Origin of the sequence: Yoonia ponticola, from assembly GCF_014199395.1 — a bacterium.
Classification (GTDB): Bacteria; Pseudomonadota; Alphaproteobacteria; order Rhodobacterales; family Rhodobacteraceae; genus Yoonia; species Yoonia ponticola.
In genome coordinates this window covers 20,672-46,472 of record NZ_JACIJM010000017.1, presented here as the reverse complement: position 1 = coordinate 46,472, position 25,801 = coordinate 20,672, and the positions used below count along the sequence as shown (strand labels likewise).

The 25,801-nt window shown below is 56.2% G+C and carries 20 protein-coding genes; 16 read left to right on the top strand and 4 right to left on the bottom strand.

Features of this window, described 5'->3' with window-relative positions; genetic code table 11:
• Positions 1-248 precede the first annotated feature (248 nt).
• The 4 genes from FHS72_RS17725 (at position 249) to FHS72_RS17710 (ending at position 6,726) form a co-directional block, all read left to right on the top strand.
• Positions 249-2,099, top strand: coding sequence for an extracellular solute-binding protein (locus tag FHS72_RS17725; RefSeq protein ID WP_183531076.1), 1,851 nt, complete (start codon positions 249-251; stop codon positions 2,097-2,099).
• Between the two features lie 151 nt (positions 2,100-2,250).
• Positions 2,251-3,627: a DUF1800 domain-containing protein gene (locus FHS72_RS17720; RefSeq protein ID WP_183531075.1), complete on the top strand. Its 1,377-nt coding sequence runs from the start codon at positions 2,251-2,253 to the stop codon at positions 3,625-3,627.
• 3 nt (positions 3,628-3,630) lie between these two features.
• Positions 3,631-4,827: a DUF1501 domain-containing protein gene (locus FHS72_RS17715; RefSeq protein WP_183531074.1), complete on the top strand. Its 1,197-nt coding sequence runs from the start codon at positions 3,631-3,633 to the stop codon at positions 4,825-4,827.
• Positions 4,828-4,977: 150 nt separating this feature from the next.
• The gene (locus tag FHS72_RS17710; protein ID WP_183531083.1) at positions 4,978-6,726 is read left to right on the top strand and encodes a sugar phosphorylase; all 1,749 of its coding nucleotides are present in this window, start codon (positions 4,978-4,980) and stop codon (positions 6,724-6,726) included.
• Here the strand turns inward: FHS72_RS17710 and FHS72_RS17705 are convergent.
• Positions 6,723-7,943, bottom strand: a complete 1,221-nt coding sequence (locus tag FHS72_RS17705; RefSeq protein ID WP_183531073.1) for a glycosyltransferase family protein — start codon at positions 7,941-7,943, stop codon at positions 6,723-6,725. The two genes, FHS72_RS17710 and FHS72_RS17705, sit on opposite strands and share 4 nt — an antisense overlap.
• An 11-nt stretch (positions 7,944-7,954) precedes the next feature.
• Positions 7,955-8,740, bottom strand: a complete 786-nt coding sequence (locus FHS72_RS17700; RefSeq protein WP_183531072.1) for an HAD-IIB family hydrolase — start codon at positions 8,738-8,740, stop codon at positions 7,955-7,957.
• Between the two features lie 231 nt (positions 8,741-8,971).
• Here FHS72_RS17700 and FHS72_RS17695 point away from each other — a divergent pair, with 231 nt between their 5' ends.
• The 8 genes from FHS72_RS17695 (at position 8,972) to urtE (ending at position 20,482) form a co-directional block, all read left to right on the top strand.
• On the top strand, positions 8,972-9,553 hold the full coding sequence (locus tag FHS72_RS17695; RefSeq protein WP_183531071.1) for an ImuA family protein: 582 nt from the start codon (positions 8,972-8,974) through the stop codon (positions 9,551-9,553).
• On the top strand, positions 9,480-10,946 hold the full coding sequence (locus tag FHS72_RS17690; protein WP_183531070.1) for a Y-family DNA polymerase: 1,467 nt from the start codon (positions 9,480-9,482) through the stop codon (positions 10,944-10,946). The genes FHS72_RS17695 and FHS72_RS17690 overlap by 74 nt, the downstream gene beginning before the upstream one ends.
• Positions 10,943-14,167 carry an error-prone DNA polymerase gene (locus FHS72_RS17685; protein WP_183531069.1) on the top strand — a complete coding sequence of 1,075 codons (3,225 nt, stop codon included), beginning with the start codon at positions 10,943-10,945 and terminating at the stop codon, positions 14,165-14,167. Before FHS72_RS17690 ends, FHS72_RS17685 begins: the two co-directional genes overlap by 4 nt.
• Before the next feature lie 442 nt (positions 14,168-14,609).
• The gene (urtA, locus tag FHS72_RS17680; protein WP_183531068.1) at positions 14,610-15,851 is read left to right on the top strand and encodes an urea ABC transporter substrate-binding protein; all 1,242 of its coding nucleotides are present in this window, start codon (positions 14,610-14,612) and stop codon (positions 15,849-15,851) included.
• Positions 15,852-15,916: 65 nt separating this feature from the next.
• Complete coding sequence (urtB, locus tag FHS72_RS17675) at positions 15,917-17,857, top strand: urea ABC transporter permease subunit UrtB (protein WP_183531067.1); 1,941 nt, start codon at positions 15,917-15,919, stop codon at positions 17,855-17,857.
• Positions 17,858-17,861: 4 nt separating this feature from the next.
• Positions 17,862-19,043 carry an urea ABC transporter permease subunit UrtC gene (urtC, locus tag FHS72_RS17670; RefSeq protein WP_183531066.1) on the top strand — a complete coding sequence of 394 codons (1,182 nt, stop codon included), beginning with the start codon at positions 17,862-17,864 and terminating at the stop codon, positions 19,041-19,043.
• Positions 19,040-19,783 (top strand): urea ABC transporter ATP-binding protein UrtD, encoded by a 744-nt coding sequence (gene urtD, locus FHS72_RS17665; protein WP_183531065.1) that lies wholly within the window; start codon positions 19,040-19,042, stop codon positions 19,781-19,783. Before urtC ends, urtD begins: the two co-directional genes overlap by 4 nt.
• A 3-nt stretch (positions 19,784-19,786) precedes the next feature.
• Positions 19,787-20,482: an urea ABC transporter ATP-binding subunit UrtE gene (gene urtE, locus FHS72_RS17660; protein ID WP_183531064.1), complete on the top strand. Its 696-nt coding sequence runs from the start codon at positions 19,787-19,789 to the stop codon at positions 20,480-20,482.
• 6 nt (positions 20,483-20,488) lie between these two features.
• On the opposite strand, the gene FHS72_RS17655 is transcribed toward urtE, so the two are convergent.
• Complete coding sequence (locus tag FHS72_RS17655; RefSeq protein ID WP_183531063.1) at positions 20,489-21,124, bottom strand: ChrR family anti-sigma-E factor; 636 nt, start codon at positions 21,122-21,124, stop codon at positions 20,489-20,491.
• A gap of 1 nt (position 21,125) precedes the next feature.
• Positions 21,126-21,710, bottom strand: coding sequence for a sigma-70 family RNA polymerase sigma factor (locus FHS72_RS17650; RefSeq protein WP_246414864.1), 585 nt, complete (start codon positions 21,708-21,710; stop codon positions 21,126-21,128).
• A gap of 142 nt (positions 21,711-21,852) precedes the next feature.
• Here FHS72_RS17650 and FHS72_RS17645 point away from each other — a divergent pair, with 142 nt between their 5' ends.
• From FHS72_RS17645 to FHS72_RS17630, 4 genes are read left to right on the top strand one after another with little or no spacing between them, the layout of a single operon-like run.
• On the top strand, positions 21,853-23,136 hold the full coding sequence (locus FHS72_RS17645) for an NAD(P)/FAD-dependent oxidoreductase (RefSeq protein ID WP_183531062.1): 1,284 nt from the start codon (positions 21,853-21,855) through the stop codon (positions 23,134-23,136).
• On the top strand, positions 23,133-23,888 hold the full coding sequence (locus FHS72_RS17640) for a DUF1365 domain-containing protein (protein ID WP_343042715.1): 756 nt from the start codon (positions 23,133-23,135) through the stop codon (positions 23,886-23,888). The genes FHS72_RS17645 and FHS72_RS17640 overlap by 4 nt, the downstream gene beginning before the upstream one ends.
• A complete protein-coding gene (locus tag FHS72_RS17635) occupies positions 23,888-25,045 on the top strand; it encodes an SAM-dependent methyltransferase (RefSeq protein ID WP_183531060.1) in 1,158 nt (385 codons plus the stop codon). Before FHS72_RS17640 ends, FHS72_RS17635 begins: the two co-directional genes overlap by 1 nt.
• Positions 25,038-25,775: an SDR family NAD(P)-dependent oxidoreductase gene (locus tag FHS72_RS17630; RefSeq protein WP_183531059.1), complete on the top strand. Its 738-nt coding sequence runs from the start codon at positions 25,038-25,040 to the stop codon at positions 25,773-25,775. Before FHS72_RS17635 ends, FHS72_RS17630 begins: the two co-directional genes overlap by 8 nt.
• Positions 25,776-25,801: the final 26 nt, after the last annotated feature.

The following is a 25,801-nucleotide window of genomic DNA, read 5'->3' as shown; positions in this document are numbered from 1 at the left end:
TAAGGAATTGATGCGTTTTGCGGGTAGTTCGACAAGAATTACGACGGGCGCGACGACGCTCTCGTTGGCTTTATTTTCCATCGGGCAGGGGCGTTGAGCTTAAGGTTTTCATCGTATGCATGGGCGGCTACTGCCTGCCACCGCAAGTCCAACCCATTTGCCGATCTGAAAACCCGCAGTGAAACGAACGCTCTTGACACGATCGCAACATAGCACTGTCCTGTCCGCATATATTTGGGAAAGCATAAATGACATTCGACATCCGCGCGACGATGTTTCTACTCGCCTTTGCGACGCCATCATTGGCGGAGGTGACGATCAGCCATGGCTACTCTGCTTTCGGTGATCTGAAATACGAAGCAGATTTCACACATTTCGACTATGCAAATCCCGATGCGCCACAGGGCGGCACCATGAGCCAGCGGCATCTTTACGGTACGCCCACGTTTAACAATCTCAACACCTTTACCATCAAAGGCGACAGTGCGCCCGAAGTGGGCCAGCACATGTACGATAGTCTGATGGTCCATGCGTATGATGAGCCCGATGCATTGTACGGGCTGATTGCCGAAACCATCGAATATCCCGACGATTTGTCCTACGTTATTTTCAACATTCGGCCTCATGCGCGTTTCCACGACGGCATACAGATCACGGCCCAAGATGTGGTCTTCACGATCAATGCGCTGAAAACCGAAGGGCATCCTTTTTACCGTAATCTGCTCTCGGATGTGATTACGGTCACCGCTGAAACCGATCTACGTGTGCGGATCGATCTCGCGCCTGGTGCGGGCAGTGCATTCCCTGGCGATATTGGTGAGCTTCCCGTATTGCCTGCCCACTTTTACGACGACACGCCATTTGACGAAAGCTGGATGACTGTGCCTTTGGCGTCCGGTCCGTATCTGCTCGACACGATTGACGCGCCACGGACGATCAAATTTTGCAAAGATCCGGATTACTGGGCGGATGACTTGCCCGTGAATGTAGGGAAGAACAACTTTGACTGCTACGCTTATGAATACTTTGCAGACGACACCGTAGGATTAGAGGCGTTTGCCGCTGGCGAGTATCTGATGCGGGTTGAATATCGCTCGGCTGCTTGGGCGACGGCCTATGATTTCCCTGCTGCGCAACGTGATTGGGTGCAACAGTTGCTCCTGCCTGATGCACGTCCTGCTAATGCGCAGGGCATTTGGTTTAACCTGCGCAAACCTGCCTTGCAGGACGTGCGGGTGCGCCAAGCGCTTGAATACGCGTTCAATTTCGAATGGACAAATGAGACGCTGTTTTACGGCACTTATTCACGCAACGACAGCTTCTTTGAAAACACTGAGATGGAGGCGACGGGCATCGCAAAAGATGCAGAATTGGCGGTGTTGGAAGAATTCCGCGATCAATTGCCGTCTGAGGTTTTTACCGAACCGGCTTATATTCCCTACGCGGGCGTCGCGTCGCCGCGTGACCGGACCGCGATGCGCAAAGCGTCACAACTACTGGATGATGCCGGCTGGATCGTGGGTGATGACGGCAAGCGACGCAATGCTGCTGGCGAGGTGTTGTCGTTAGATTTTCCGGACAGTAGTCGCAGCCTAGAGCGTGTGATGCTGCCCTTTACCGAGAACCTCAACAGCCTTGGGATCGACGCCACTTTTGACGTGATCGACCCCAGTGCGTGGACCGAGCGGCGTCAGGTATTCGATTTTGATCTGTCCTCAACCGCATGGCAGGTCAACGTCACTCCCGGTGCCGAACTGCGAGCTTTTTACGGCTCAGATGCAGCGTGGTCCGAGGGCAGCAATAATCTCAGTGGTATTGCTGATCCCGTGGTCGATGCGTTGATCGAACGGGCGGTTTCGGCCAAGAACCGCGACGAGTTGATTGCCGCAACACGCGCGCTGGACCGTGTCCTGCGGTCAAAACATATCTGGATTGGTAACTGGCATCTCGGTGCCCACCGCGTCGCCGTTTGGGACGTCTTCGGCATGCCCGATCAACCCGCGAAATACGACTTTAACCGGGGCGTTGATTTCTGGTGGTTTGACCGCGAAAAATATCAGGCTTTGATTGACGCGGGCGCGTTGAGTGACGACTTTTGACGGGCACGCTTTTTGGCTGAATGTCGCCAGTATTTTAATCATTTCCGTAGATGGTCTTGATAAACCTTCATCCGACCCCGAGATTACGCAAGCAACGTGACCTGTGTTACACGTCTGCACAAACGGGTTCTGTGCGAGTGAGACGACTGTTATGACGTTTGATCCATTTATTGCGGCGACACGATTTGGGACGGGGCTGTCGCCTGTCCATGCGCCGCCTGCGTCTGTACAAGATTTGCTGCGTGACCTCTCTGGCGAGGATGTGATCGCACGAGCCATCCCAATCGTGCCATTCGCGACAGCCGAACCACGTCCAGAAGAATACGTCCGGCTGCGTCGCGCTGAAAATGCAGCGGAAACTGACGGGGCTAAAGCCGTAGCCAATGCCGACGTGCAGAAATGGCGTACGGATGCGCGGGCCTTAATGTACGCAAATACGATGAAAACCATTGGGCGTAGCATCGCGGCTCCGATTGGTCTGCGCGAACGGTTGACCGCGTTTTGGGCCGATCACTTCACCGCCAAAGGGCGCAATGGCCTGCTGCGCCACATGATCACACCTTTCATCGAAGAAGCGATCCGACCACATATTGCGGGATCGTTCGTGGATATGTTGCGCGCCGTCACGACGCATCCGGTCATGCTGCAATACCTTCAACAAGACGAAAGCCACGGACCGTCCAGTCCACGCGGTATTCGGCGGGGTAGGGGGCTGAACGAAAACCTTGCTCGTGAATTGCTGGAACTGCACAGCCTTGGTGTGGCGGGACGCTACACGCAGACCGACGTCACAGAGCTGGCCGAGCTGCTGACCGGATTGACGTATAACCCAACGACGGGTTTTCAGTTCGACGCGTCAATGGCCGAACCTGATAGCGAAACGGTTCTGGGCATCACTTACGGTCCAAAAGCGACACTGCAGACGATTTATACCGCGATTGGAAATATCGCGCTCCATCCAGACACTGCCCAGCATATCGCGCGAAAATTAGCGGTCCATTTTGTCAGCGACACACCAGATACAGACCTTGTGGCGGCTATGAGCGATGTCTTTATTCGTACCGAAGGCGACCTGCACGCGGTCATGACGGCAATGCTAGACCACCCCGCCGCGTGGTCGCCTGAGCAGGTAAAGGTGCGTCCGCCGATCGAATTTCTCTCGGCCGCGTTTCGGGCGCTGGACGTCGCCCCTGATGCGTTACTCGCGCTGGACCTACAAAACATGCGCCGCTGGATCGAACGACCGTTGCGGATCATGGGGCAGCCGTTTCAAGACCCCGTTGGTCCTGATGGGTGGCCGGAGGCCGCGCAGGATTGGATTATTCCACAAGGGATGGCGGGCCGGATCAGCTGGGCAATGCGTGCGCCGCAAGAGTTCCGCGACCCCTTGCCCGATCCGCGCGACTTTGTTCGGACCGCGCTGGGCGATAACCCACCGCAGGCCGTTGTTTTTGCAGCCAGTTCTGCCGAAAAAAGAAGCGATGGCGTTGGCGTCATCCTCGCATCCCCCGCGTTTCAACGGAGATAGCCCATGGACCGTCGCACATTCCTTTCCACCATCGGTTGTTCTGTCGCCGCGAGCCCGTGGATAACGCCGATCGCGCTGGCAAATGCCCCGGGCAACAACCGGATGGTTGTGATCATTTTGCGCGGTGCGATGGACGGTATCGACGCGTTCAGGCCGTTAGGTGATCCCGATTACGCACAATTACGTCCCGATCTGAATGACGGACAAGCGCTTGATCTTAACGGGTATTGGGCGTTGCATCCTGCGCTAGAACCGTTGCGCCCGCTTTGGACGGCTGGCGAGTTGGGCGTCGTGCCTGCCGTATCAACGCCCTACCGCGATAAGCGCAGCCATTTTGATGGGCAAGACATGCTCGAGGCAGGCGGCGTAGCGCTGGACGGCACGATCAATGACGGTTGGTTGAACCGGCTTGTGCAGTCGATCTCAGGGGCACCGCCGGAACTAGCCTATGCAGTTGGACGCGAACAAATGCAGATCCTCGCCGGGCCCGCGCAGACCTCGCGATGGTCGCCAGAGGCCCGCCTACATATTTCCCCCCAAGCAGAACGGCTGCTCGAACTCGTTTTGCACGATGACCCTCTGTTTCGCGAAGCATCAGAGCAAGCCATCGCCATTGCGAGCCAAGTTGACATGGATCGCGATGCAGACGTGGCGGCCGTTGAGGATATGGCTGACGATCCAATGATGGGCGACATCGTGCGCACGGGCCAGCACATTCAGATCGCCCAATTTGCTGCGGCACGTTTGCGCGGCGACACGCGGATCGCCAGCTTTTCGATCAACGGATGGGATACGCATCTCAATCAGCAAGGTGGCATCAAACCCGCGCTCGAACGGCTCTCGGATACGATTTTGACCTTGCGCGCAGGCTTAGGCGATCATTGGTCACGGACTGCCGTGTTGTGCCTGACCGAATTCGGGCGGACAGCCCGCCAGAACGGCACAAAAGGCACGGATCACGGCACGGCGGGTGCGATGCTGTACGCAGGTGGGGCCATGCGGGGTGGGCAGTTTGCAGGGCAATGGCCGGGCTTGTCCGAGGCGAACCTTTACGACCGTCGAGATATCATGCCGACTGCAGACGTCCGGGCCATGGCCGCGTGGGTCATGCGTGGTTTGTTCGGGCTGGACCGCAATCAACTGGAAAGCATGGTGTTTCCGGGGCTCGACATCGGGGACGATCCAAAGCTGATTTTGTAGGCCATTGTGAACGTCTCGAGTTTGCCTGTTTATTGGGCGCATCAGGCGAAAGGCTAAGCTTTTTGACCGCATGGCAAGCGATAGACTGCCTTTGCCGCGAAAATGACTGAAAACCTTGAAAACCGACGTCGTTTGCCACTTTATCGAACTATGCAAACGCCCCAAGCCAATTCATTCAGCCGTCGTCTGACGTCCTTGATCCACCGCATCTATCCGGATGTTGATCCCAATATTCTGTCGAGCATGATCGTCGAAGCCTTTTGGCCCGAGGGCACAAAGCCGCGCAAACGTGGGCGGTTGCCAAGCAATAATCTGTGGACCGAAAAAGATGCATTGCTGATCACATACGGCAACTCCATTTTAGATGGAGCGCACAAGCCGTTGGACTTACTACATGATTTCTTGTTGCGACGGATGAAGGGTGTTGTGAACGGCGTGCATATTCTGCCGTTCTTTCCCTATACCTCTGACGATGGTTTTGCGGTTTCCGATTTCCGTGCGGTGAATCCGCAGCTGGGCGATTGGCCTGATATTAACCGGATCAGCGAAGATTTCCACCTGATGTCCGATCTGGTGCTGAACCACGTCTCCAGCCAAGGCACGTGGTTTAACAGTTACCTGCAAGGCCAAGCGCCATATGATAAATTCTTCTTCGAGGCCTCGCCCGATGACGATTTAACGGACGTCGTGCGCCCGCGCACTACTCCGCTTTTACAAAAGGTCGAGACCGCAAACGGGACGCGCCATGTCTGGTGTACGTTCAGCCACGACCAGATTGATCTCGATTTTCGCAATCCCGAGGTGCTTGTCGAATTCTTGCGTATCATTCGCCTGCATGTGGACAACGGGATCAGCATCATCCGGCTCGATGCGGTGGCGTTCCTGTGGAAAGAGGCGGGAACATCGTCGATCCATTTGCCGCAGACCCATGCCATCGTGCAACTGATCCGCATGTTGTGTGATTACGCGGCTGAAACGATCATTTTGCTGACCGAAACCAATGTGCCCAAGGCCGAAAACCTCAGCTATTTTGGGAACCGCAATGAGGCGCATGCGATCTACAATTTCCCGCTGCCGCCGCTGATTTTGCACGCGATGATGTCAGGGTCCGCGCAATATCTAAAACGCTGGCAACGCGGCATGCCGCCCGCGCAATTGGGCTGTGCGTACCTGAACTTTACCGCCAGCCATGACGGCATCGGGATGCGCCCGGCTGAGGGGATTTTACCCGCTGAAGAACAAGCCAAAATGATTGAGACCATCAAAGACATTGGCGGATTGGTGTCGATGCGTGCACTGCCTGACGGCGGCGAGGCACCTTACGAGATCAACACCACGTTCTACGAGGCCACCGGACAAACCTTTGACGGTAAAGACGATTTCCATTTCGACCGTTTCATTTGCTCGCAGACGATTGTGATGTCGCTAGAGGGTATCCCTGCGTTCTACATTCACGCGATGCTCGCCACGCCGAACGACCTCGAACAGGTGGCGCATCGTGGCATGAATCGTGCGATCAATCGGCATCGTTGGGACTATCCGAAGTTAAACGCTCTGTTGGATGATCCGTCATCGCAGCACGCGCAAGTGCTGGCGGCACTGTCCGACAGGCTGCGTATCCGTGCCAAGCAATCCGCATTTCATCCAAATGCGACCCAATTTACCATGCCTTTGGATGACCGTGTGTTTGGCGTTTGGCGGCAGAGCCTTGATCGTCACCAGTCAATTTTCGCGCTACACAACGTCAGCGCTGAAACTGTCGACGTGTCGCATATCGCGATGAATTTGATTGACGACGAGCACTGGTTTGATCTGCTGAGCGGCGAGCCGATCGACGTCAATCAAGACGTCATCACGCTCGCCCCATATCAGTGTCGTTGGATCACTAACCGCACTTAACGATAATCTTCTTCGTCGGCCTTTGCGGCGGCATTCATATCGGCCAAGAACGTCGGATCGGCAGAATGCACGCGGTTCCACGTCGGGATGAATGGTGTCTCGTGCGGGTTGTCCAAAAACACCTGTCCTGCCCGCATGATATTTTCCGCGAACAACTCGATGGATTGTTCTTCTGTGTGGCGATCAATCGACAACCCATTCATTTTCGCGTCGTTGTAATAGGCCTCTAGCAGGTCAAGCGCACAGCGATAATATGTGGCTTTCAGCGTGCGGAAAACGTTGGGCGTGAATACGGTGCCATCGGCGGCGAGTTTGCGGAAAATCGCTTTGCAGATATCCGTGGACATCCGATTTAGACCCGCGTTGGCTTCTTCGGGGCTCAGGGTCTGGTGCTTGTGATCATACGCGTCGGAAATCTCGACCTGACAGACGGCCTTGGGCGCCAGATTGCGCCATGCTTCGGACAGAACGCCAATTTCCAGCCCCCAATCCGATGGAATCCGCAGGTCTGGCAGGATCGCTGTGCGCATTGCAAATTCACCTGACAGCGGGTAGCGGAAGCTGCGCAAATAGTCGATGTAGTCGCGGTCGCCGATCACGCGCTTCAAGGCGATCAACAACGGACTGACCAGCAGCCGCGTCACGCGACCATTCAGTTTCCCGTCGCCAATTCGTGGATAGTACCCCTTTGCCACCTGATACGGAAAATTGGGGTTGGTGACAGGATAGACCAAGCGGGCCAGCATTTCTTTGTCGTAGGTCAGGATGTCACAATCATGGATCGCCATCACCGAACTATCAGCACAGCCCAGCAGATAGCCAAGCGACGCCCAGACATTTTTGCCTTTGCCCTTTTCAGACGGGGCCAAACCCATCGCCTCTAGGCGCGCCCCAAGTGCCAGCATACGCGGGCTATCGTTCCAGATCACGATGTGGTTCTGGTTCAACCCGTCAAAGAATTTTTTGGCATGGCGGAACTGCGCCTCGTCTGCCGCGTCCAGTCCGATAATGATCCGGTGCAGATAGCTGACCTTTGACAGCTCTGACAAGATATGCGGCATCGCGGTACCTTCCAGCTCTGAAATGAGGCAAGGCAGGATCAACGAGATTTTCCGCGATTGGGCGAAAACGGATAGCTCGTGTTCCATTTCATCCGCAGATCGGGCCCGCAGATTGTGCAGGGTTGCGATGTTTCCGTTCTGATGAAAATCAGCCATTTTGGTTGGTCCTAATGCAATTCAAGTCGGTCGAGCAGATCGAGGATTGCCGTATTCCACCCTAAGGGGCCTGCGGCTGTTGTGCGTATGATTTGACCACCGGCTTCGCCTTGCAGTGGCGGCAGCGGCGGGCGATGCGGATTAGCGACCACAACGCCAAATGTAGCGTGTTCCAGCATCGCCACGTCGTTAGGTGCATCCCCAAGGGCCACGGTGTACTTGGGGTGATGGGTTTCGATAATCCGGCGCATTTGATCGACCTTGTTTCCACCAAACGAAAGCGTCAAAAAACGCCCCCCTTGTTGGGCAACAACGCCATGTGCGGTCAATCGTTCCAAGAATTCGGATTTCTGCGAATCCGTTCCTAGCCATTGCCCCGGTTCGGAGAACGCTCTTTGTTTCGCTAAAGCGGCGGCGTCATACGAGAGGCCCGTCATCTCGACCACACCGTCGATTGTGACGTCGCCGAAGCCGCGAAAAAGATCGCGTAGCTCTGTAGGAATGCCGTCTAAAATGCGACGTAGCTCGCCGTATTGCGTAGTGCTTTCAATCGCGTCCACATGGGCCGGCAATAGCCCCGCACCGTTTTCCACAATCGCAGGCCAGCTGCCTAAACCCAACTCTGTCCGCAATGCGCTGACCTCTGGGGCGGTCTTGCTACTAGCCAAGATCACGCCAGCAGAGATGTCCGACAACGCAGTCAAAGCCTGCTGTGCGGCCCCCCATTTGTAGGTGTCATGGTCAATGAGGGTGCCATCAAGGTCGGTAAAGACGATCAGGTCAATATTGGCTGTCATAGTAAATTTATGTCGGGGGACGTTTGCGATCACAAGACTCAGGTGGGGTGGGTTAAAGGTAGTTTCATGGCGAACGGCTGGATTTTCGCCATTTTATTGCGCAATAGGTTAAATATTGTGCGAATGGGTGAGGTGAAGACATTTTTTCAAGCCCCTCAAACGCCATGACGGTTCCGCGTGAACGTCAGATAAGACCTGTTCATTCTACAGATGAGATGGGTAAAATACACCATGGCATCTGATTTCCACATCCATTTCCCGCTTCGCCCCAACCGCGTCCACGAAGCGTGCGGCCCAAGCGCGTTAGGCTTTGCCTTTGCCGTGGCCGGACAACGGCGTGGGACTGTGCTTTGGGTCACAGAGGCGTGGCATGCGGATCAGATTAATCCTGCCGGGTTCGCACCGTATTTTGATCCGCGCAACCTTTTGATTGCAAAGGGCAAGGACCAAACCGACGTTCTGGCAACCGCCGAAGAGGCGTTGCGTTCCGGTGCGATTGCTTTGACCGTCATCACGGTCACAAAACCGATTGGCTTGACCGAAGGGCGGCGTTTGCAGCTTGCGGCAGAGTCTGGGAAATCGATGGGCCTGTGCCTTGTTCCTGATGGCATGGGCAGTAATGCTGCGGAAACGCGCTGGCATTGTGAACCAATCTTTGACGCTGCGGACTCGACTCTTCAGCGGTGGGAAATTATTAAGAACAAATCAGGAACATTGGCAACTTGGATAGTACGCTGGAATGTCGAGGCGCGTCGTATCACTGTGGTTTCCGAGACTGGCGAGCGACCGGTTTCTCAGGTCGCGCCCGATTGATGCGCCCTTTGCGCTAACGCATCGGCAAGGCAACACAGAGCGGCTTTATTGTCTGAACGCAGCGGCATCGCAGCAAGGTTTGCATACCGGCATGGGCTATTCAGATGCGCGGGCCTTTTGCCTTGATCTACAAACGCACCCTGCTGATCCTGCGGGCGATCAGGCGTTTTTGCAGGTGCTGGCGCGCTGGGCGAAGCGGTATTGCCCGTGGGTCGGGTTAGAAGGTGCCGATGGGCTTGTGCTGGATATCACGGGATCGGCGCATCTTTTTGGCGGCGAGGCACCGCTGTTGCATGATATACATCAGCGGTTGGCACGTGCGGGCCTGTTTGTGCGCAGCGGTGTGGCCGATACCCGTGGGGCGGCGTGGGCATTGGCGCATTACGGCAAAGGGATCGCGGCGCGGGCGCAGCAGCTGGATGCGATTGGGCAGCTTCCCGTAGCGGCGCTGCGGTTGGATCAAAAGCCGAGCATTGCCTTGCAACGCCTTGGCGTCAGATCAATCGCTGACCTGCATGCTTTGCCGCGTGCCACGATCACCCGCCGCTTTGGGCCAGAGGTACTGCTGCGACTAGACCAAGCATTGGGCACGCAAGCCGAGACCATCTCGCCCTTACCGGATCCGCCCGCATATCAGGTCCGGCTTAGCCTGCCTGACCCGATTGGCCTGCAAGCGGATGTAATGGCCGGAACGGCACGACTGCTGGATCAGTTGTGCGACAAGCTGACAGCGCAAGAGATGGGCGCACGTGTGCTGCAACTGTGTTTGCGCCGTGTGGACAAGGGGACCCAAGAGATCGACATCCGGTTGGCCCGCGCCATGCGTGATCCCCAGCGCATTCTGACGTTGTTCGAGCGCGGCATCGGCGACATTGATGCGGGCTTTGGCATTGACCAGATGCGGCTCGTCGCGACCTTGGTGGAACCTGTGGCCGTGGAGCAGGTCACACATTCGCAGGTCGAGGCGGGGGATAAACTGGACGACTTGATCACGCGCATTGGCAACCGGATCGGCTTGGATAACGTACAGCGGTTTTTACCCGCAGATAGCCACATTCCAGAGCGTAGTTTTATCGTGGCCCCTGCCGCATATTCGACGCCCGCAGGAAGGTGGGTTAGCCTGCGCGAACGCCCGATACAGATTTTCCCACCAGAACCGATCACAGGGGCAGGGGCCACACCGCCCGCATCCTTGCGGTGGCGGCGTATGTCGTTTCGGGTGGAACGTGCGACAGGCCCAGAGCGCATCGCGCCAGAATGGTGGCTTTCGGACGAAAATTGGCGCTCTGGGGTGCGCGATTACTGGAAAGTGGAAACCAAACAGGGGCGACGGCTCTGGCTGTTTTATACCCCGCAAAATCCCGCTTGGTTTGTGCAAGGGCAATTCGCATGACCTACGCAGAGCTTTGTATCACCACGAACTTCACTTTTCTGACGGGGGCATCTCACCCTGAAGAAATCGTTGCGCGTGCAGCCGAGATCGGATTGCCGGCAATCGCCATCACGGACCGCAATTCACTGGCAGGTGTCGTGCGGGCCTATTCTGCCCTTAAGATATTGCACGAAGAGGCCGAAGACCCAGCGGCATTGCCAAAGCTAATCGTTGGGTGTCGTCTGGTCTTGATGGATAGCCGCGTTGACTGGGTTGCGCTACCTTGCGACCGTGACGCCTATGCGCGGCTCAGCAGGCTTTTGACTTTGGGCAAAAGACGGGCTGAAAAAGGGGAATGCCGTCTGGATCAGCACGACATTCTCGAAGGGTGTAGGGGGATGATTTTGATCGCCTTGCCGCAGGGCAGTCTAAAGGACGGCGCCCATCATATCAAAGAGATGCAGCGGCGCTATCCCGGTCATGTATTTCTAGGCGCTGCCCCGCAGTATGACGGCAGCGATCAAGCCTATTTTGACGCTTGTGCTCATCTGGCCCATCACACCGCCACGCCGATGGTCGCGGTTGGGGATGTCTTGATGCACCACGGCAATCGCAGACAACTGGCCGATGTGCTGACCTGTATGCGCGAACATATCACAATCGACGATATCGGCACGCGGGCGCTTTTGAATGCGGAACGGCGGCTTAAAGGGCATGCCGATATGGCCCGCCTGTTTCGCAATCATCCTGCCGCGATCCGGCGATCTTTGGAGATCGCGGCACGCTGCTCGTTTAAGCTAAGTGAACTGTCATACGAATACCCCGATGAAATCTCGAAAGAAGAAAGCCCGCAACAAAGGCTGACCCGCTTAACATATGACGGTCTCAAGCGGCGTTATCCGAATGGGGCGACGAATAAGATCCATGCTCAGGTCAAAAAGGAATTGGCGCTGGTCGCAAAGCTGAAATTCCCGGCCTACTTTCTGACCGTCCATGACATTGTGCAGTTTGCCCGTTCGCAAGGTATCTTGTGCCAAGGGCGGGGGTCGGCCGCGAATTCAATCCTCTGTTATCTACTGGGCATTACCGATGTCAGCCCAGACACGATCGCCATGGTGGTTGAACGCTTTGTCTCGGAATTTAGGGGCGAGCCACCGGACATTGACGTCGATTTCGAACATGAACGCCGTGAAGAGGTGATTCAGCATATTTACAAAAAATACGGGCGGCATCGCGCAGGGCTTTGTGCAACGGTGATCCACTTCAGATCTCGGGCTGCGATCCGCGAGGTGGGCAAGGTGATGGGGCTTAGTCAGGACGTGACGGCTGGCTTGTCAGGGCAAATCTGGGGCATGTCCGACGGTGGCACTGATCCTGACAGGGTCCGCGAACTTGGCCTTGATCCGGCGGATCGGCGGCTTGCGCAGACCATTCGCTTGATCGGCGAAATTATCGGTTTCCCGCGTCACCTGTCGCAACATGTTGGCGGGTTTGTGATCACCAATGGACGGCTGGACGAACTTTGCCCGATTGCAAACGCCGCCATGGAAGATCGGACCGTCATCGAATGGGACAAGGATGACATCGACGCCTTAGGTATTCTAAAGGTCGATATTTTGGGCCTAGGGATGTTGAGTTGTATTCGAAAATCGTTTGATCTGCTTGCGCAGCATGAGAAGCAAACGTTGTCAATTGCGACCGTGCCGCAAGAAGATACCGCAACCTATGACATGCTTTGCGTGGCTGATGCGGTTGGCGTTTTTCAAGTGGAAAGCCGCGCGCAGATGAATTTTCTGCCACGGATGAAGCCCCGTGAATTTTATGATCTCGTGATCGAAGTCGCCATCGTGCGGCCTGGCCCCATTCAAGGCGGCATGGTCCAACCCTATATCAAAAGACGGCAGGGGTTAGAGCAACCCGAACCGTTTGGCAGCGCCTTGCAAGACGTGACGCGCAAAACGCTTGGCGTGCCGTTGTTCCAAGAACAAGCCATGCAGATTGCCGTCGTCGGCGCGGGCTTTTCACCAGAAGAAGCGGACCACCTCCGCAGGTCTTTGGCGTCGTTTCGCAGGATGGGAACAATCGGCACCTTCAAGGACAAGTTCGTCAATGGGATGCTCAAGAACGGTTATGACCTTGAGGTGGCCGAGCGATGCTTTGGTCAGATCGAAGGGTTCGCTGATTATGGTTTCCCCGAAAGTCATGCTGCCGCCTTTGCCATGCTCGCTTATGTGTCTGCATGGCTCAAATGCCATCATCCTGCGATTTTCGCCTGCGCTTTGCTGAACTCGCAACCGATGGGGTTTTATGCGCCTGCCCAAATTGTGCGCGATGCGCGGGAACACCAGATAGAGGTGCGCCCGATCAGCGTGAACCACAGCGCGTGGGATAACACGCTGGAACGGCGGATGGATGGCGCATTGGCGCTTAGGCTCGGGTTCCGTCAGATCAAGGGCTTCAAAGAAGAAGACGCAGGCTGGATCGTGGCAACACGCGGCAACGGATATTCGGATCCCGAAGGTGTGTGGCTGCGAGCGGGGACCGCGCCTGCAACGCTGGAACGCTTGGCCGAAGCGGATGCATTCTGCGATATGGGGCTTAATCGGCGCGACGCGCTTTGGCAGGTCAAGGCGATCCGTGGGCAGCAGCCGTTGCCGCTATTCAATGACCGCATCGAAGGCGAAGGCATTGCAGAACCCTCTGTGAACCTGCCGAGCATGAACTTGGGCGAAGAAGTTGTCGAAGATTACGTGTCTTTGCGGCTGTCCCTGCGGGCCCATCCGATGGAGTTATTACGGCCGTCGATGACCGGACTGACACCTCATGCCGAACTCGCCACCGCACCGTTACGCCGCACAACCGTCTGCGGGCTGGTGATTACACGACAACGCCCCGGAACCGCTTCTGGCGTCATTTTTCTCACGCTCGAAGACGAGACAGGTGTGTCCAATGTAGTCGTCTGGCCCAAAGTGTACGAGCAGTTCCGCCGCATCGTTATGGGCGGGCGGTTGTTGCGCGTGACCGGATATCTCCAACGCGAAGGGATTGTCGTCCACCTGATCGCGCAGCAGATTGAGGATATGTCGCACGGCCTCACGGAACTTGGGCATCCTTTGGACGAGGCGATCGGCGAAACGCAGCCGCAAGCCGATGACACACCGCGTCCCCGCAAACATGCCAGTCGCGCGATGCACCCCCGCGATCAGGCAAAACGGGTGTTTCCAAGTCGGGATTTTCACTGAATGGCACGGCGCGTTTAACATCGAATCCTGCGTTTCGTGCGGTTGATGTACGGAACGCACACAAGGTATATGCAGTATAACTATCGCTGCAATGCAGCATTTACTGCCTGTAAAACGCGCGCGTGCTGGCGATAACGCTTAAAAATCAGGCAGGTCAGCCCGACACGTTTCCAAACGTCTCTCCCGTTATTGCCTAAGGCGTCATTTGGCGCGGACGGTCTACTTGCCTCTAATCAAGAGGCATCAGAGCCGGGCGAGGGCGAAATCATGGAAAATGAGACTTCTCGCAGGGCCGCAACATAAGCTGCGACAAAGCCGACCAGCGACCAATGCCTGCAACATAGGCGGTCACTTGGATCGGAATAGACCGCAGCCCAACTGGGGGACCGAACCTTTGACTACGTCCAAGAGACTTCTTTCTACTATTTCAACTTTGACATTTATGGCCGCAGCGAGCGGCGCTTATGCACAAGATTGCACCATCAAGGTTGGTGTACTTCATTCGCTGTCCGGCACAATGGCGATTTCTGAAACAACACTCGCTGAGACCATGCAAATGCTCGTCGAAGGCCAAAACGAAGCAGGCGGCCTTTTGGGCTGTGAACTGGAAGCGGTTGTCGTTGACCCTGCATCCGACTGGCCACTGTTCGCTGAAAAAGCACGCGAATTGCTGACCGTGCACGAAGTCGACGTTATCTTCGGCAACTGGACATCCGTATCGCGTAAATCCGTTCTGCCTGTGATCGAAGAACTGAACGGTCTGCTGTTCTACCCTGTGCAATACGAGGGCGAAGAAAGCTCTAAGAACGTATTCTACACAGGTGCCGCACCAAACCAGCAGGCGATTCCTGCGGTCGATTACTTCCTTGAAGAGTTGGGCGTTGAGCAGTTCGCACTGCTTGGGACCGACTACGTTTACCCGCGCACAACAAACAACATTCTCGAAGCGTATCTGATCGAAAAGGGCATCGCGCCAGAGAATATCTTTGTGAACTACACACCGTTCGGCCAGTCTGACTGGGCGACAATCGTGAGCGACGTTGTGGCACTTGGCGCAGGCGGCAATCAGGTCGGCGTTGTGTCGACCATCAACGGCGACGCAAACGTGGGCTTTTACAAAGAACTCGCCGCAGCAGGCGTCAGCGCCGACGACATTCCCGTCGTTGCGTTCTCGGTTGGCGAAGAAGAACTGTCTGGCTTTGATACATCCGAATTGGTCGGTCACTTGGCCGCGTGGAACTACTTCATGTCCGCCGATACCCCCGAAAACGAAGCGTTTATCGCGAAGTGGCAAGAGTACACTGGCGACGACAGCCGCGTGACCAACGACCCAATGGAGGCCCATTACATCGGCTTTAACATGTGGGTGAACGCGGTGACTGCGGCGGAAAGTGCCGATGTCGATGCAGTGCGCACAGCAATGTACGGTCAGGAATTTCCGAACCTGACGGGCGGCACAGCCGTCATGTTGCCAAACCACCACCTGTCGAAGCCAGTGCTGATTGGTGAAATCACCGCAGACGGTCAATTCGACATCATCAGCCAAACCTCTGAAGTCGAAGGCGACGCTTGGACAGATTACCTGCCAGAAAGCGCCGTGCTGACCTCTGATTGGAAAGACCTTGGTTGCGGGATGTACAACACTGAAACAGAAACCTGCGTTCAGTTGACGTCCAACTACTAAACCAAACGGGTGGGGCGCGTCGTTGCCCCACTCACACCCGATTTCCCTAACGAAAGACTACCGTGATGCTGCGCCTTTTGCTCGTCTGTCTTGCCCTGTGCTTCGCTGCGCCCTTCGCTCACGCGCAATCGCTCCAAGCGATTTTGCAGGATCACGCTGAGGCGATCGAAAGTCCGTCACGCAGAACCGTTGATGCAGTGATTGCATCGCTTGCCGACGCGCCCGTGGACGGTATCCCGACATTTCTTGAGGATTGGCGCGACAAAAACATCTGGATGCGGACAAGCGACGGTGTGTTTTTCAGCGTGGTTGAGGACGGCGATGGCCTGATCCTGACCGACCTTGATAGCGGCGAAGAGACGACAGTCGCCGACGACGACGGTTTTTCCCAAGCGAAACCCAATGCGGGCGTGCGGCGCGTGATCAGCGGTGCCTTGGTGCAATTTCTGCTGTCCGATCCTGATATTTCGCGCCGCATCGCCGCGCTTGAGTCAATCGGTCGCGACCCGTCCGCCGATCAGCTTGACCCGTTACGCGCCAGCATTGATGGCGAACCCGATGCAGATGTTCTCGCGCGTAAACAACAACTTGAACGCCAGTTAACTGCGCAATTCGGCACCGACACGGATGCGCGTATCGCGGCGATCAACGACCTGTCTGGCGATCTCAGCGTCGAAGTGCGCGGCGTGATCAGTCAAATCCTGACAACACGGCAATTTGTGGCCGCATCCATTCCCGACGATACAAACGTGGCGCAAATCCTCGTGATTGACGAAGACCTGACCGCTGACGAAGCCTACCAATTGCTTGTGGCAGAAGGCCTCGCGCCTGCGACCGTATCCACAGAGGATATCGTCAGCACATTGACCGCGCAGATCGCAGATGGGCAGGTGGCTGGCGTCGCCGTGGCCACACTCGACACCGATGCCGCACGCTATGCAGCTTATGAAACCTTGGTCGCAAACGGCGATGCGGCCCCGTTTGTATCGCCCGAGGAACGCGCCGCAGCATTAGACGCACACACATTCTACACAGCCTACGTAGAGCCAAACAGCGCCATCACCGACGCCGCCGAAGACGCGCAAGCCGCGATTTCGGTGCAGCTAGGTGTTGGGCAAACATTTGACCTGACGCTCGACGCGCTATCACTCGCGTCGATCTATTTCCTCGCGGCGATTGGCCTTGCGATCACGTTTGGCGTCATGGGCGTCATCAACATGGCGCACGGCGAATTTATCATGATGGGGGCCTACACGGGCTACGTCGTGCAACAGATCGTACCCGATTACACCGTGTCGATCCTGATCGCACTGCCGCTGGCCTTTATGGTGACGTTCGCCGCAGGCGTCGCGATGGAGCGGTTGGTGATCCGGCACCTCTACCACCGTCCGCTTGAGACGCTGTTGGCGACGTTTGGGATTGCCATTGTGCTGCAACAATTGGCCAAAAACATCTTTGGCACGCAGGCGCGTCCATTGACGTCACCTGATTGGTTGGCAGGGGCTTGGGTTCTCAATGACGTGGTGCAGATCAGTTATATTCGGATCGCGATTTTTGTGCTGGCGCTGCTGTTCCTTGGGCTGATCCTGTTCATCCTCAAGCGCACGCGGTTGGGCCTAGAGGTCCGCGCAGTCACCCAAAATCCCGGCATGGCGGCCAGCATGGGCATCAACCCTGACCGCATCAATATGCTGACGTTTGGACTAGGGTCCGGTATCGCTGGCATCGCAGGTGTCGCGATTGGTCTTTACGCCAAGGTCACGTCCGAGATGGGCGCGGATTACATCGTGCAAAGCTTTATGACCGTTGTGGTCGGCGGTGTCGGCAATGTCTGGGGCACGCTTGCGGGCGCGTCTCTGATCGGCTTTACGCAAAAGGGGATCGAATGGTTCAACCCGTCGAATACCTTGGCAGCGCAGACCTATATGATCCTGTTTGTGATCCTGTTTATCCAATTCCGGCCAAAGGGCATCGTCGCCCTCAAAGGCCGCGCGGCGGGGGATTGAGGACATGAAAAACACATTCATCGCCCGTAACCCATCTGTTCTTTGGTTCCTGCTCGCGCTTGCGGTGTTTACTGTCGTCGTGACGATCCTGAGCGAGGCCACCGGATTTGGCCTGATCTCAACCTCGTTTCTGAAAACACTCGGCAAAACGCTGTGCCTATGTCTGGTCGCCATCGCGATGGACGTTGTGTGGGGCTATTGCGGCATCTTATCGCTTGGCCATTTCGCATTTTTCGGCATCGGCGGCTACGCAATTGGCATGTGGCTGATGTACGCGCGAACCGAGGGGCTTGTGCAAGTTTCATTGCAATCCGCAGCACTGCCGCCCACGCCGCAAGAAATCACTGACGCCATCGGCAGCCAAATCTTTGGCGTCGTCGGCAGTTCCGATTTTCCGGTGATCTGGGCCTTTTCACACAGCCTGACATTGCAACTGTTGGCAGTGATCTTGGTGCCCGGTTTGCTGGCACTGATCTTTGGTTGGTTGGCATTCCGCAGCCGCGTGACGGGCGTTTACCTGTCGATCCTGACCCAAGCGATGACCTTGGCAATGTCGCTATACTTCTTCCAGAACGATACTGGATTGCGCGGCAATAACGGTCTGTCGGGCTTGCAAAACATCCCCGGCCTAGAGGATCGCAGCCAAGCGGTTGTGTCGCTCTGGTTCTTCTGGGCGTCCGCTGTGGCACTTGCGTTGGGCTATGTTTTGTTCGCCTATGTGGTGTCCGGCAAATTCGGATCAGTGGTACGGGCGATCCGCGATAACGAAGCCCGTGTGCGGTTTCTGGGCTACCACGTCGAGCAGTATAAACTGTTCATCTTCACCCTGACAGCAATGGTCGCGGGCATCGCGGGCGCGCTGTATTACCCGCAAGCAGGCATCATCAACCCCGCCGAAATCGCGCCAATCGCGTCGATCTATCTGGCGGTCTGGGTCGCTATTGGCGGACGCGGGCGGCTTTATGGTGCTGTCATTGGTGCGGCCTTGGTGTCGCTGTTGTCGTCATGGTTCACAGGCGGGTCCGCCCCCGACATCAACCTTGGTTTTTACGTGATCAAATGGACGGATTGGTGGCTTGTGCTGCTTGGCTTGTCGTTTGTATTGGTCACGCTCTACTTCCCCAAAGGCATCGGCGGCATCTTTGACGCGCTGGACCGCAAACGGATGGGCGGGGACGCATCATGAACAACACCCTGTTAGAAGTCTCTGGCGTGTCGGTCACGTTTGACGGTTTTCGCGCGATCAATAACCTGTCGATCCAGATTGCAGAGCCAGAGCTGCGGGCAGTCATCGGGCCGAATGGCGCGGGCAAGACGACCTTTATGGATATCGTCACGGGCAAAACGCGACCGGATGAAGGCCGTGTGATCTTTGGCGAGAAGTCGGTATCACTGCTGGGGATGAGCGAAAGCCAGATTGCGCAGGCGGGCATCGGTCGCAAATTCCAGAAACCAACGGTATTTGAGGCGCAATCTGTGCGGGAAAACATCGCGATGGCGCTGCGCAACGTGCGCGGGCCGTTTGATGTGTTGTTCGGGCGCAAAGCCGATAACAGAGAGGACCGCATTCGCGAGGTCAGCGATGAAATTGGCCTGACAAATGCGTTGGATCAACAATCAGGTGCGCTGAGCCACGGTCAAAAGCAATGGTTGGAAATCGGCATGTTGTTGGCGCAAGATCCACGCTTACTGCTGGTCGATGAACCTGCTGCTGGGATGACACCAGCCGAGCGTGAACATACAACCGATCTGCTCGTACGGGCGGCGAAAACCCGTGCTGTTGTTGTGGTCGAACACGATATGGAATTTGTGCGCCGCCTGAATTGCAAGGTCACAGTGCTGCACGAAGGGTCGGTACTGGCCGAAGGCAGCTTGGATCACGTCACAAACAACAAAGACGTCATCGACGTCTATCTGGGGCGATAAAATATGCTGGATGTCAAAGATTTAACGTTGAAATACGGCCAAAGCCAGATTTTGAACGGGATCAACCTGACCGCGCAAAAGGGGCAGATTACCGCGGTAATGGGCACCAACGGCGTCGGTAAAACGTCATTGCTCAAAGCTATCGCTGGACGGCATCCTTTTGCGTCTGGCACCATATCGTTGGACAATGTGCCATTGGAAAAACACACGGCGGTAAATGCCGCGCGGGCAGGGATTGCGTATGTGCCGCAGGGCCGCGAAGTGTTCCCGATGATGACCGTGACCGAAAACCTTGAAACCGGTTTTGCCTGTCTCGACGGTGGCGGTCATAGCATTCCCGACCACATCTACGATCTGTTTCCGGTGCTGCGCGATATGTCGGGGCGGCGTGGTGGTGATCTGTCAGGCGGGCAGCAGCAGCAACTTGCGATTGCGCGGGCCTTGATCACAAAGCCGTCGGTTTTGCTTTTGGACGAGCCAACAGAGGGCATACAACCCAACATCATCAAACACATCGGAGAGGTTATCGAAACGCTGCGCGATCAAGGCGAAATTGCAATTGTACTTGTCGAACAATTCTTCGATTTCGCCTTCGACCTAGGGGACCGTTTTGTCACGATGAGCAGGGGCAGCGTCACGCTGGACGCGCTTTCAGCAGATGTGGAACGGCAGCAGCTACTCGACCTCGTATCGGTATAATCCGCGTTAAATGCGAAACAACGGCTGCAAAAGTCGTGGGATCAACGTGCTAAACCGCAACGGTGCATCCGTGGCCGCGATACAAATACACGGCGCGCCGGCACCGGCAGTTGGGGTATGCTCCACCTCTTGATCGGCGACCTCAAGATCGCCGACGCCAAAGCTGCCGCCACTGTCGCTAAAGCTGCCCTGCAAAACCAAAGTCAGCTCAAGTCCGCCATGCGAATGATCCGGAACGGCTTGGTTCGGTGGGATATACAAAAGCCGCACAGACCCTTCGTCGTTCGCTTGCAGGATGCTTTGACGCACCCCCATACCCAGCGATTTCCAACGCGGCGGCTTGCCTTTCAAGGCTTCCATAATCGGGCCAGGATAAACACCAGACCGCGCAAAGCTCGGCTTTTCCTTCACTGGCGCATCCAAAAGGGCAAGCGTGTCGGATTTCAAACGGTCAGTCAGAACCTCAGCGCCCACGTTATCTAAAACAACGCCACCAGCTGCTTGATGCGCATCAAACGCGGCACGGCAGTCCAAGCACATGGAGATATGCGCAGCCACAACCAGCGCAAAAGGCTGCGGCAAACTGCCAGCGGCATAGGCGGCAAGCAATGCGTCAGGTATGTGATGGTTAATTGCGGTCATCTTAACGCAGTTCCTTCAAGTCGTGCCGTAATTTCTCTAGACCCAACCGGATCCGTGATTTGATTGTGCCTAGTGGCAACCCCGTTTGCGTACTGATTTCCTGATGGGACAACTCGCCCATATAGGCCTGTTCAATCATTTCGCGCTGTTTGGGTTTGAGCATCGACAGTGCCTTTTTCAGCCTGCTGGCCTCTTGTTCCATCGCAAGGATCTGACTTGCATCGGGTTCAAGATCGGGCTCGCGGGTCAATTCTTCGGGCATCGGGCGGTGATCTTTGCGGAACGTGTCAATCTGCTTGTTCCTCGCAATCTGGTAAATCCATGCTGACACTTGGGCGCGGGTCGGATCGAACTGACCTGCTTTGCGCCATACGGTTAACATCACGTCCTGCACGATTTCCTCAGCCTGCGCCGATCCCGTGCCGGATCGCATGATGAAACCCTTTAAGCGGGGTGCGAAATGATCGAACAGCGCTGCAAATGCAGCACGATCACGTCCGTCGCGCACCGCCAGCATCCAAGTCGTCTGCGGCGATACCTCAGTAGAAGGTTGCGTCACCTGTAATCTGTCCTTTTGCGGCCCCATAGCAGGGGGCCGTTCAATGGTATTTGTATGTGTGCTCGCAATCAACATAAACTGTTTACGGGCATCAAGGGAACTTAGATCATTTTTTGATCCAATTTCTTTTCGGGGTCGTAATTGATTTAAATGAGCCACCGGAGACACCATGCTAATTGATTCCAAACCGATCCACCCGCAACGCATAGCGATCATCGGCGGTGGCATTTCTGGCCTATCTGCGGCGTATCTGTTGACGCCCCATCACGCGGTGACATTGTTCGAGGCAGGACCAAAATTAGGTGGCCATGCGCGGACTGTGATGGCGGGGATGCATGGCAATCAGCTCGTAGATACAGGTTTTATCGTCTTCAACTACGCAAACTACCCCCATCTGACGCGGATGTTTCAGGACCTTGATGTGCCTGTATCGCGAAGCGACATGAGCTTTGGCGCCTCGATCAACAACGGGCAGATCGAATATGGTTTGCGCAGTCTCGGTGCGCTGACGGCACAGAAAAGCAACCTGTTCCGTCCCGGCTTTATCCGTATGTTGCGCGACGTGCTGCGGTTTAACGAAAAAGCGGAAAGCTTGGCATCCGACGATAGCGCCACCATCGGCGACTTGATGGACGACCTCAAGTTGGGCGATTGGTTCCAACGCTACTACCTGCTGCCACTCTGCGGCGCGATCTGGTCTACGCCGCCCTCTGAAATTCGCGCGTTTCCTGCGCGGTCTATGGTGCAGTTCTTCCGCAACCACGCGCTGTTGAACGCTTCTGGACAGCATCAATGGTGGACCGTGGATGGCGGCAGTGTCGAATACGTGCGGAGGCTAGAGCATTATTTGCTCGGGCGCGGCGTAGCGATCCACACTAACACGGCTGTCCGCAGCGTCGTCCGAGACGGCACGCAAAGCACAGTGCACAGCGCCGCTGGTCCACAGGAACCGTTCGACCAAGTGATTTTCGCCTGTCATTCAGACCAAGCTTTGGCCCTATTGGAAAAACCGACACAGCAAGAAAACACAGCTTTGTCCGCAATGCGGTTCCAAAACAACCAGATGATCCTACACCGTGACACCAGCCAAATGCCGCAACGGCGCTCGGTCTGGTCAAGCTGGGTGTACAAGGCCGACACAACCCGTCCCGAACCTGCAATCGGCGTGACATACTGGATGAATCGACTGCAAAATATACCTGAAAGCGATCCGTTATTCGTGTCGCTGAACCCGTCAACGCCAGTGCCAGATCACCTGATCTACGACCAAAACACCTTCCGCCATCCTGTTTTCGATACCAAAGCACTCGCCGCTCAAAAGCAGCTCGCCGCGATCCAAGGTCAAAATAACACATGGTTCGCTGGCGCATACACGCGGCATGGTTTCCACGAGGATGGCTTTGCCAGTGCTGTGCGCATCGCACGACAGCTCGAAAAACAGAGCGTCGTGTGACACATCAACCGCAACATATCGCGGGCGTGACGACGCATACGCGGCTAGGGGAAATCCGGCACAGGTTCAGCTACGGCGTGGACTATGTGCTGATTGACCCCGACGCGCCGTGCGCAAGTCCTGCGTTATTTTCGCGCAACCGTTTGAACTTGGCATCCGTGCATGACGTCGATCACGGCGGCCCGCTAAAGGCTGGACGTGGCGCTGCGTGGGCGCGGGATGTGCTAACCTCGCGCGGGCTTGCGGGACGCGCCGTGAAATTGCTACTTTTGACCCAAGCACGGTTTTTGGGGTATAGTTTTAATCCTGTTAGCTTTTGGCTTGTGATGGATGATGATGCGCTGATTGCAGTCATCGCCGAGGTGTCCACGCCATTTGGTGATCGCCATTCCTACCTGTGCCACGCGCCCGATTTCGCGCCGATCACCAAAGACACGCGGATCACTACGCCAAAGGCGTTACACGTGTCGCCGTTCCAAGATGTTAAGGGGACGTATGAATTCAGTTTTGATTTCAACGCCGACCAGATTGCCATTCGCATTTTGCATCGCAATGGGGACCAAGGCGTTGTTGCAACCTTATCCGGCTCTCGCAAGCCGCTCACGAATGCTGGTTTGCTGCGTACCAGTCTGCGTCGTCCACTTGGCGCATTCCGCACGACGATCTTGATCTACTGGCAGGCCCTGCGCCTAAAACTCAAAGGGGCTGTTTACCGCAACCGCCCGTCGCCGCCTAACTCAGAGGTAACATAATGCTTTTCCTGACCAATCGCGTGAAGCGCGACTTCATCGAAACCTGTAGCCAGATTCACACCGGCAGCCTGCGCTTGCGGACACCTGAGGGTGAAGTGTTCGACTTTGGCCAAGGCAACCCCGCCGCCGAAATGCACATCTTTGATTGGTCGGTGGTATCCACGATTGCGGCACGGGGCGATGTCGGGCTGGGCGAAGCCTATGTCGCAGGGTTGTGGGAATCCCCGTCAATCGAAGACCTGTCAGTGGTCGCGTTGGCAAACCTCGAACATTTCCGCGGTTACGCTTTCGCAGGCTTCTGGCAAACGCTCAAATTCCGCATTGTGAACCGCCTGATGCGCGCTAATTCGCAACGCGGTGCTGCGCGGAACATTCGCGCGCATTACGACGTTGGCAACGAATTCTACCAGCTTTGGCTCGACGAAAGCATGACTTATTCCTCCGCGATCTACACGGCAGACGACACCGATCTTGGTCGCGCACAGGCCCGTAAATATGACCGCATCCTAGACCGATTGGGCGAAGGCGATCAGGTGCTGGAAATCGGCTGCGGTTGGGGCGGTTTCGCTGACCGCGCAGCGGAAAGCGGGCGTCATGTGACTGGCCTGACCATTTCCCCTAGCCAGAAAGGCTACGCTGATGCGCGGCTCGATGGACGTGCAAACATCCAACTTCAAGACTACCGGAAAACCACGGGAAAATACGACAGTATCGTGTCGATTGAAATGATCGAAGCGGTTGGCGAAGAATACTGGCCGACGTATTTCGCAACACTCAAAAGCAGCCTGCGCGAGAATGGACGCGCGATGATCCAAGCGATCACCGTGCCAGACGACTATTTCAAAACCTATCGGCGCGGCACCGACTACATCCGTCAATACACCTTTCCCGGTGGCATGTTACTGTCCAATGCCGTGATCGCCGAACAAGCTAGCCGCGCTGGGTTGGTTGTCAAAGACAGCTTCGCATTTGGCCACGATTATGCCCGCACTTGCAGCGTTTGGAATGACCGTATGCTTGAGAAATCCGACCGCATTCGCAAACTCGGTTACGACGATAGTTTCATCCGTAACTGGCGGTTTTACCTCAGCACATGTGCCGCGTCTTTCTCAACCGACAATACCGACGTCGTTCAGGTGGAGCTGGCACATGCCTAAGTCTGAAACGATCTGGATCATCGGGGCGAGCGACGGCATCGGGGCCGCACTCGCGCGGGAATGGGCAAAGCAGGGCGCGACTCTGATCCTGTCCGCCCGCTCTGAAGAGCCATTAGAGAAACTCGCGGCTGACCTTGGCCCCGATCATGTCGCACTTCCGTTGGACGTCAGCGACCGCGATAGCCTGGACGCCGCGGCCAGCAAAATCGCGGACCTTGGGCAGGTGGACCGCGTGGTGCATCTGGCCGCAATCTACGATCCGGGTAAAATCGCGGACCTCGACCCAAAGACGGCCGCGCAGATCGTGACCGTCAACCTCACGGGCAGTTTTCACATCTCGCAAGTCGCACCAAAAGTGCTGCGCGAGGGTGGCCAGCTGGCGCTCTGCGGGTCGGTTGCCGGATATATCGGTTTACCGCAGGGCCAGATCTATTCAGCGTCCAAAGCAGGGGTGATCAATCTTGCGGAATCCTTGCGTGCGGAAATTGCAGGACGGATCGACGTGCGCCTGATCTCGCCCGGTTTTGTCGATACCCGCCTGACGCAACGCAACGACTTTAACATGCCCGCGATGGTCACGCCGGAGACCGCCGCCACCGCGATCATCGACGGCCTGAACAAGCGCCGTTTCGAAGTCCACTTTCCACGCCGTCTGACCCTTGGGTTAAAGCTGCTCAGCGCTTTACCGTATTGGGCGGCCCTGCCGCTCACACGACGCCTGACGAAATAATCCGAACCACGCGAGCCACCTCAGAA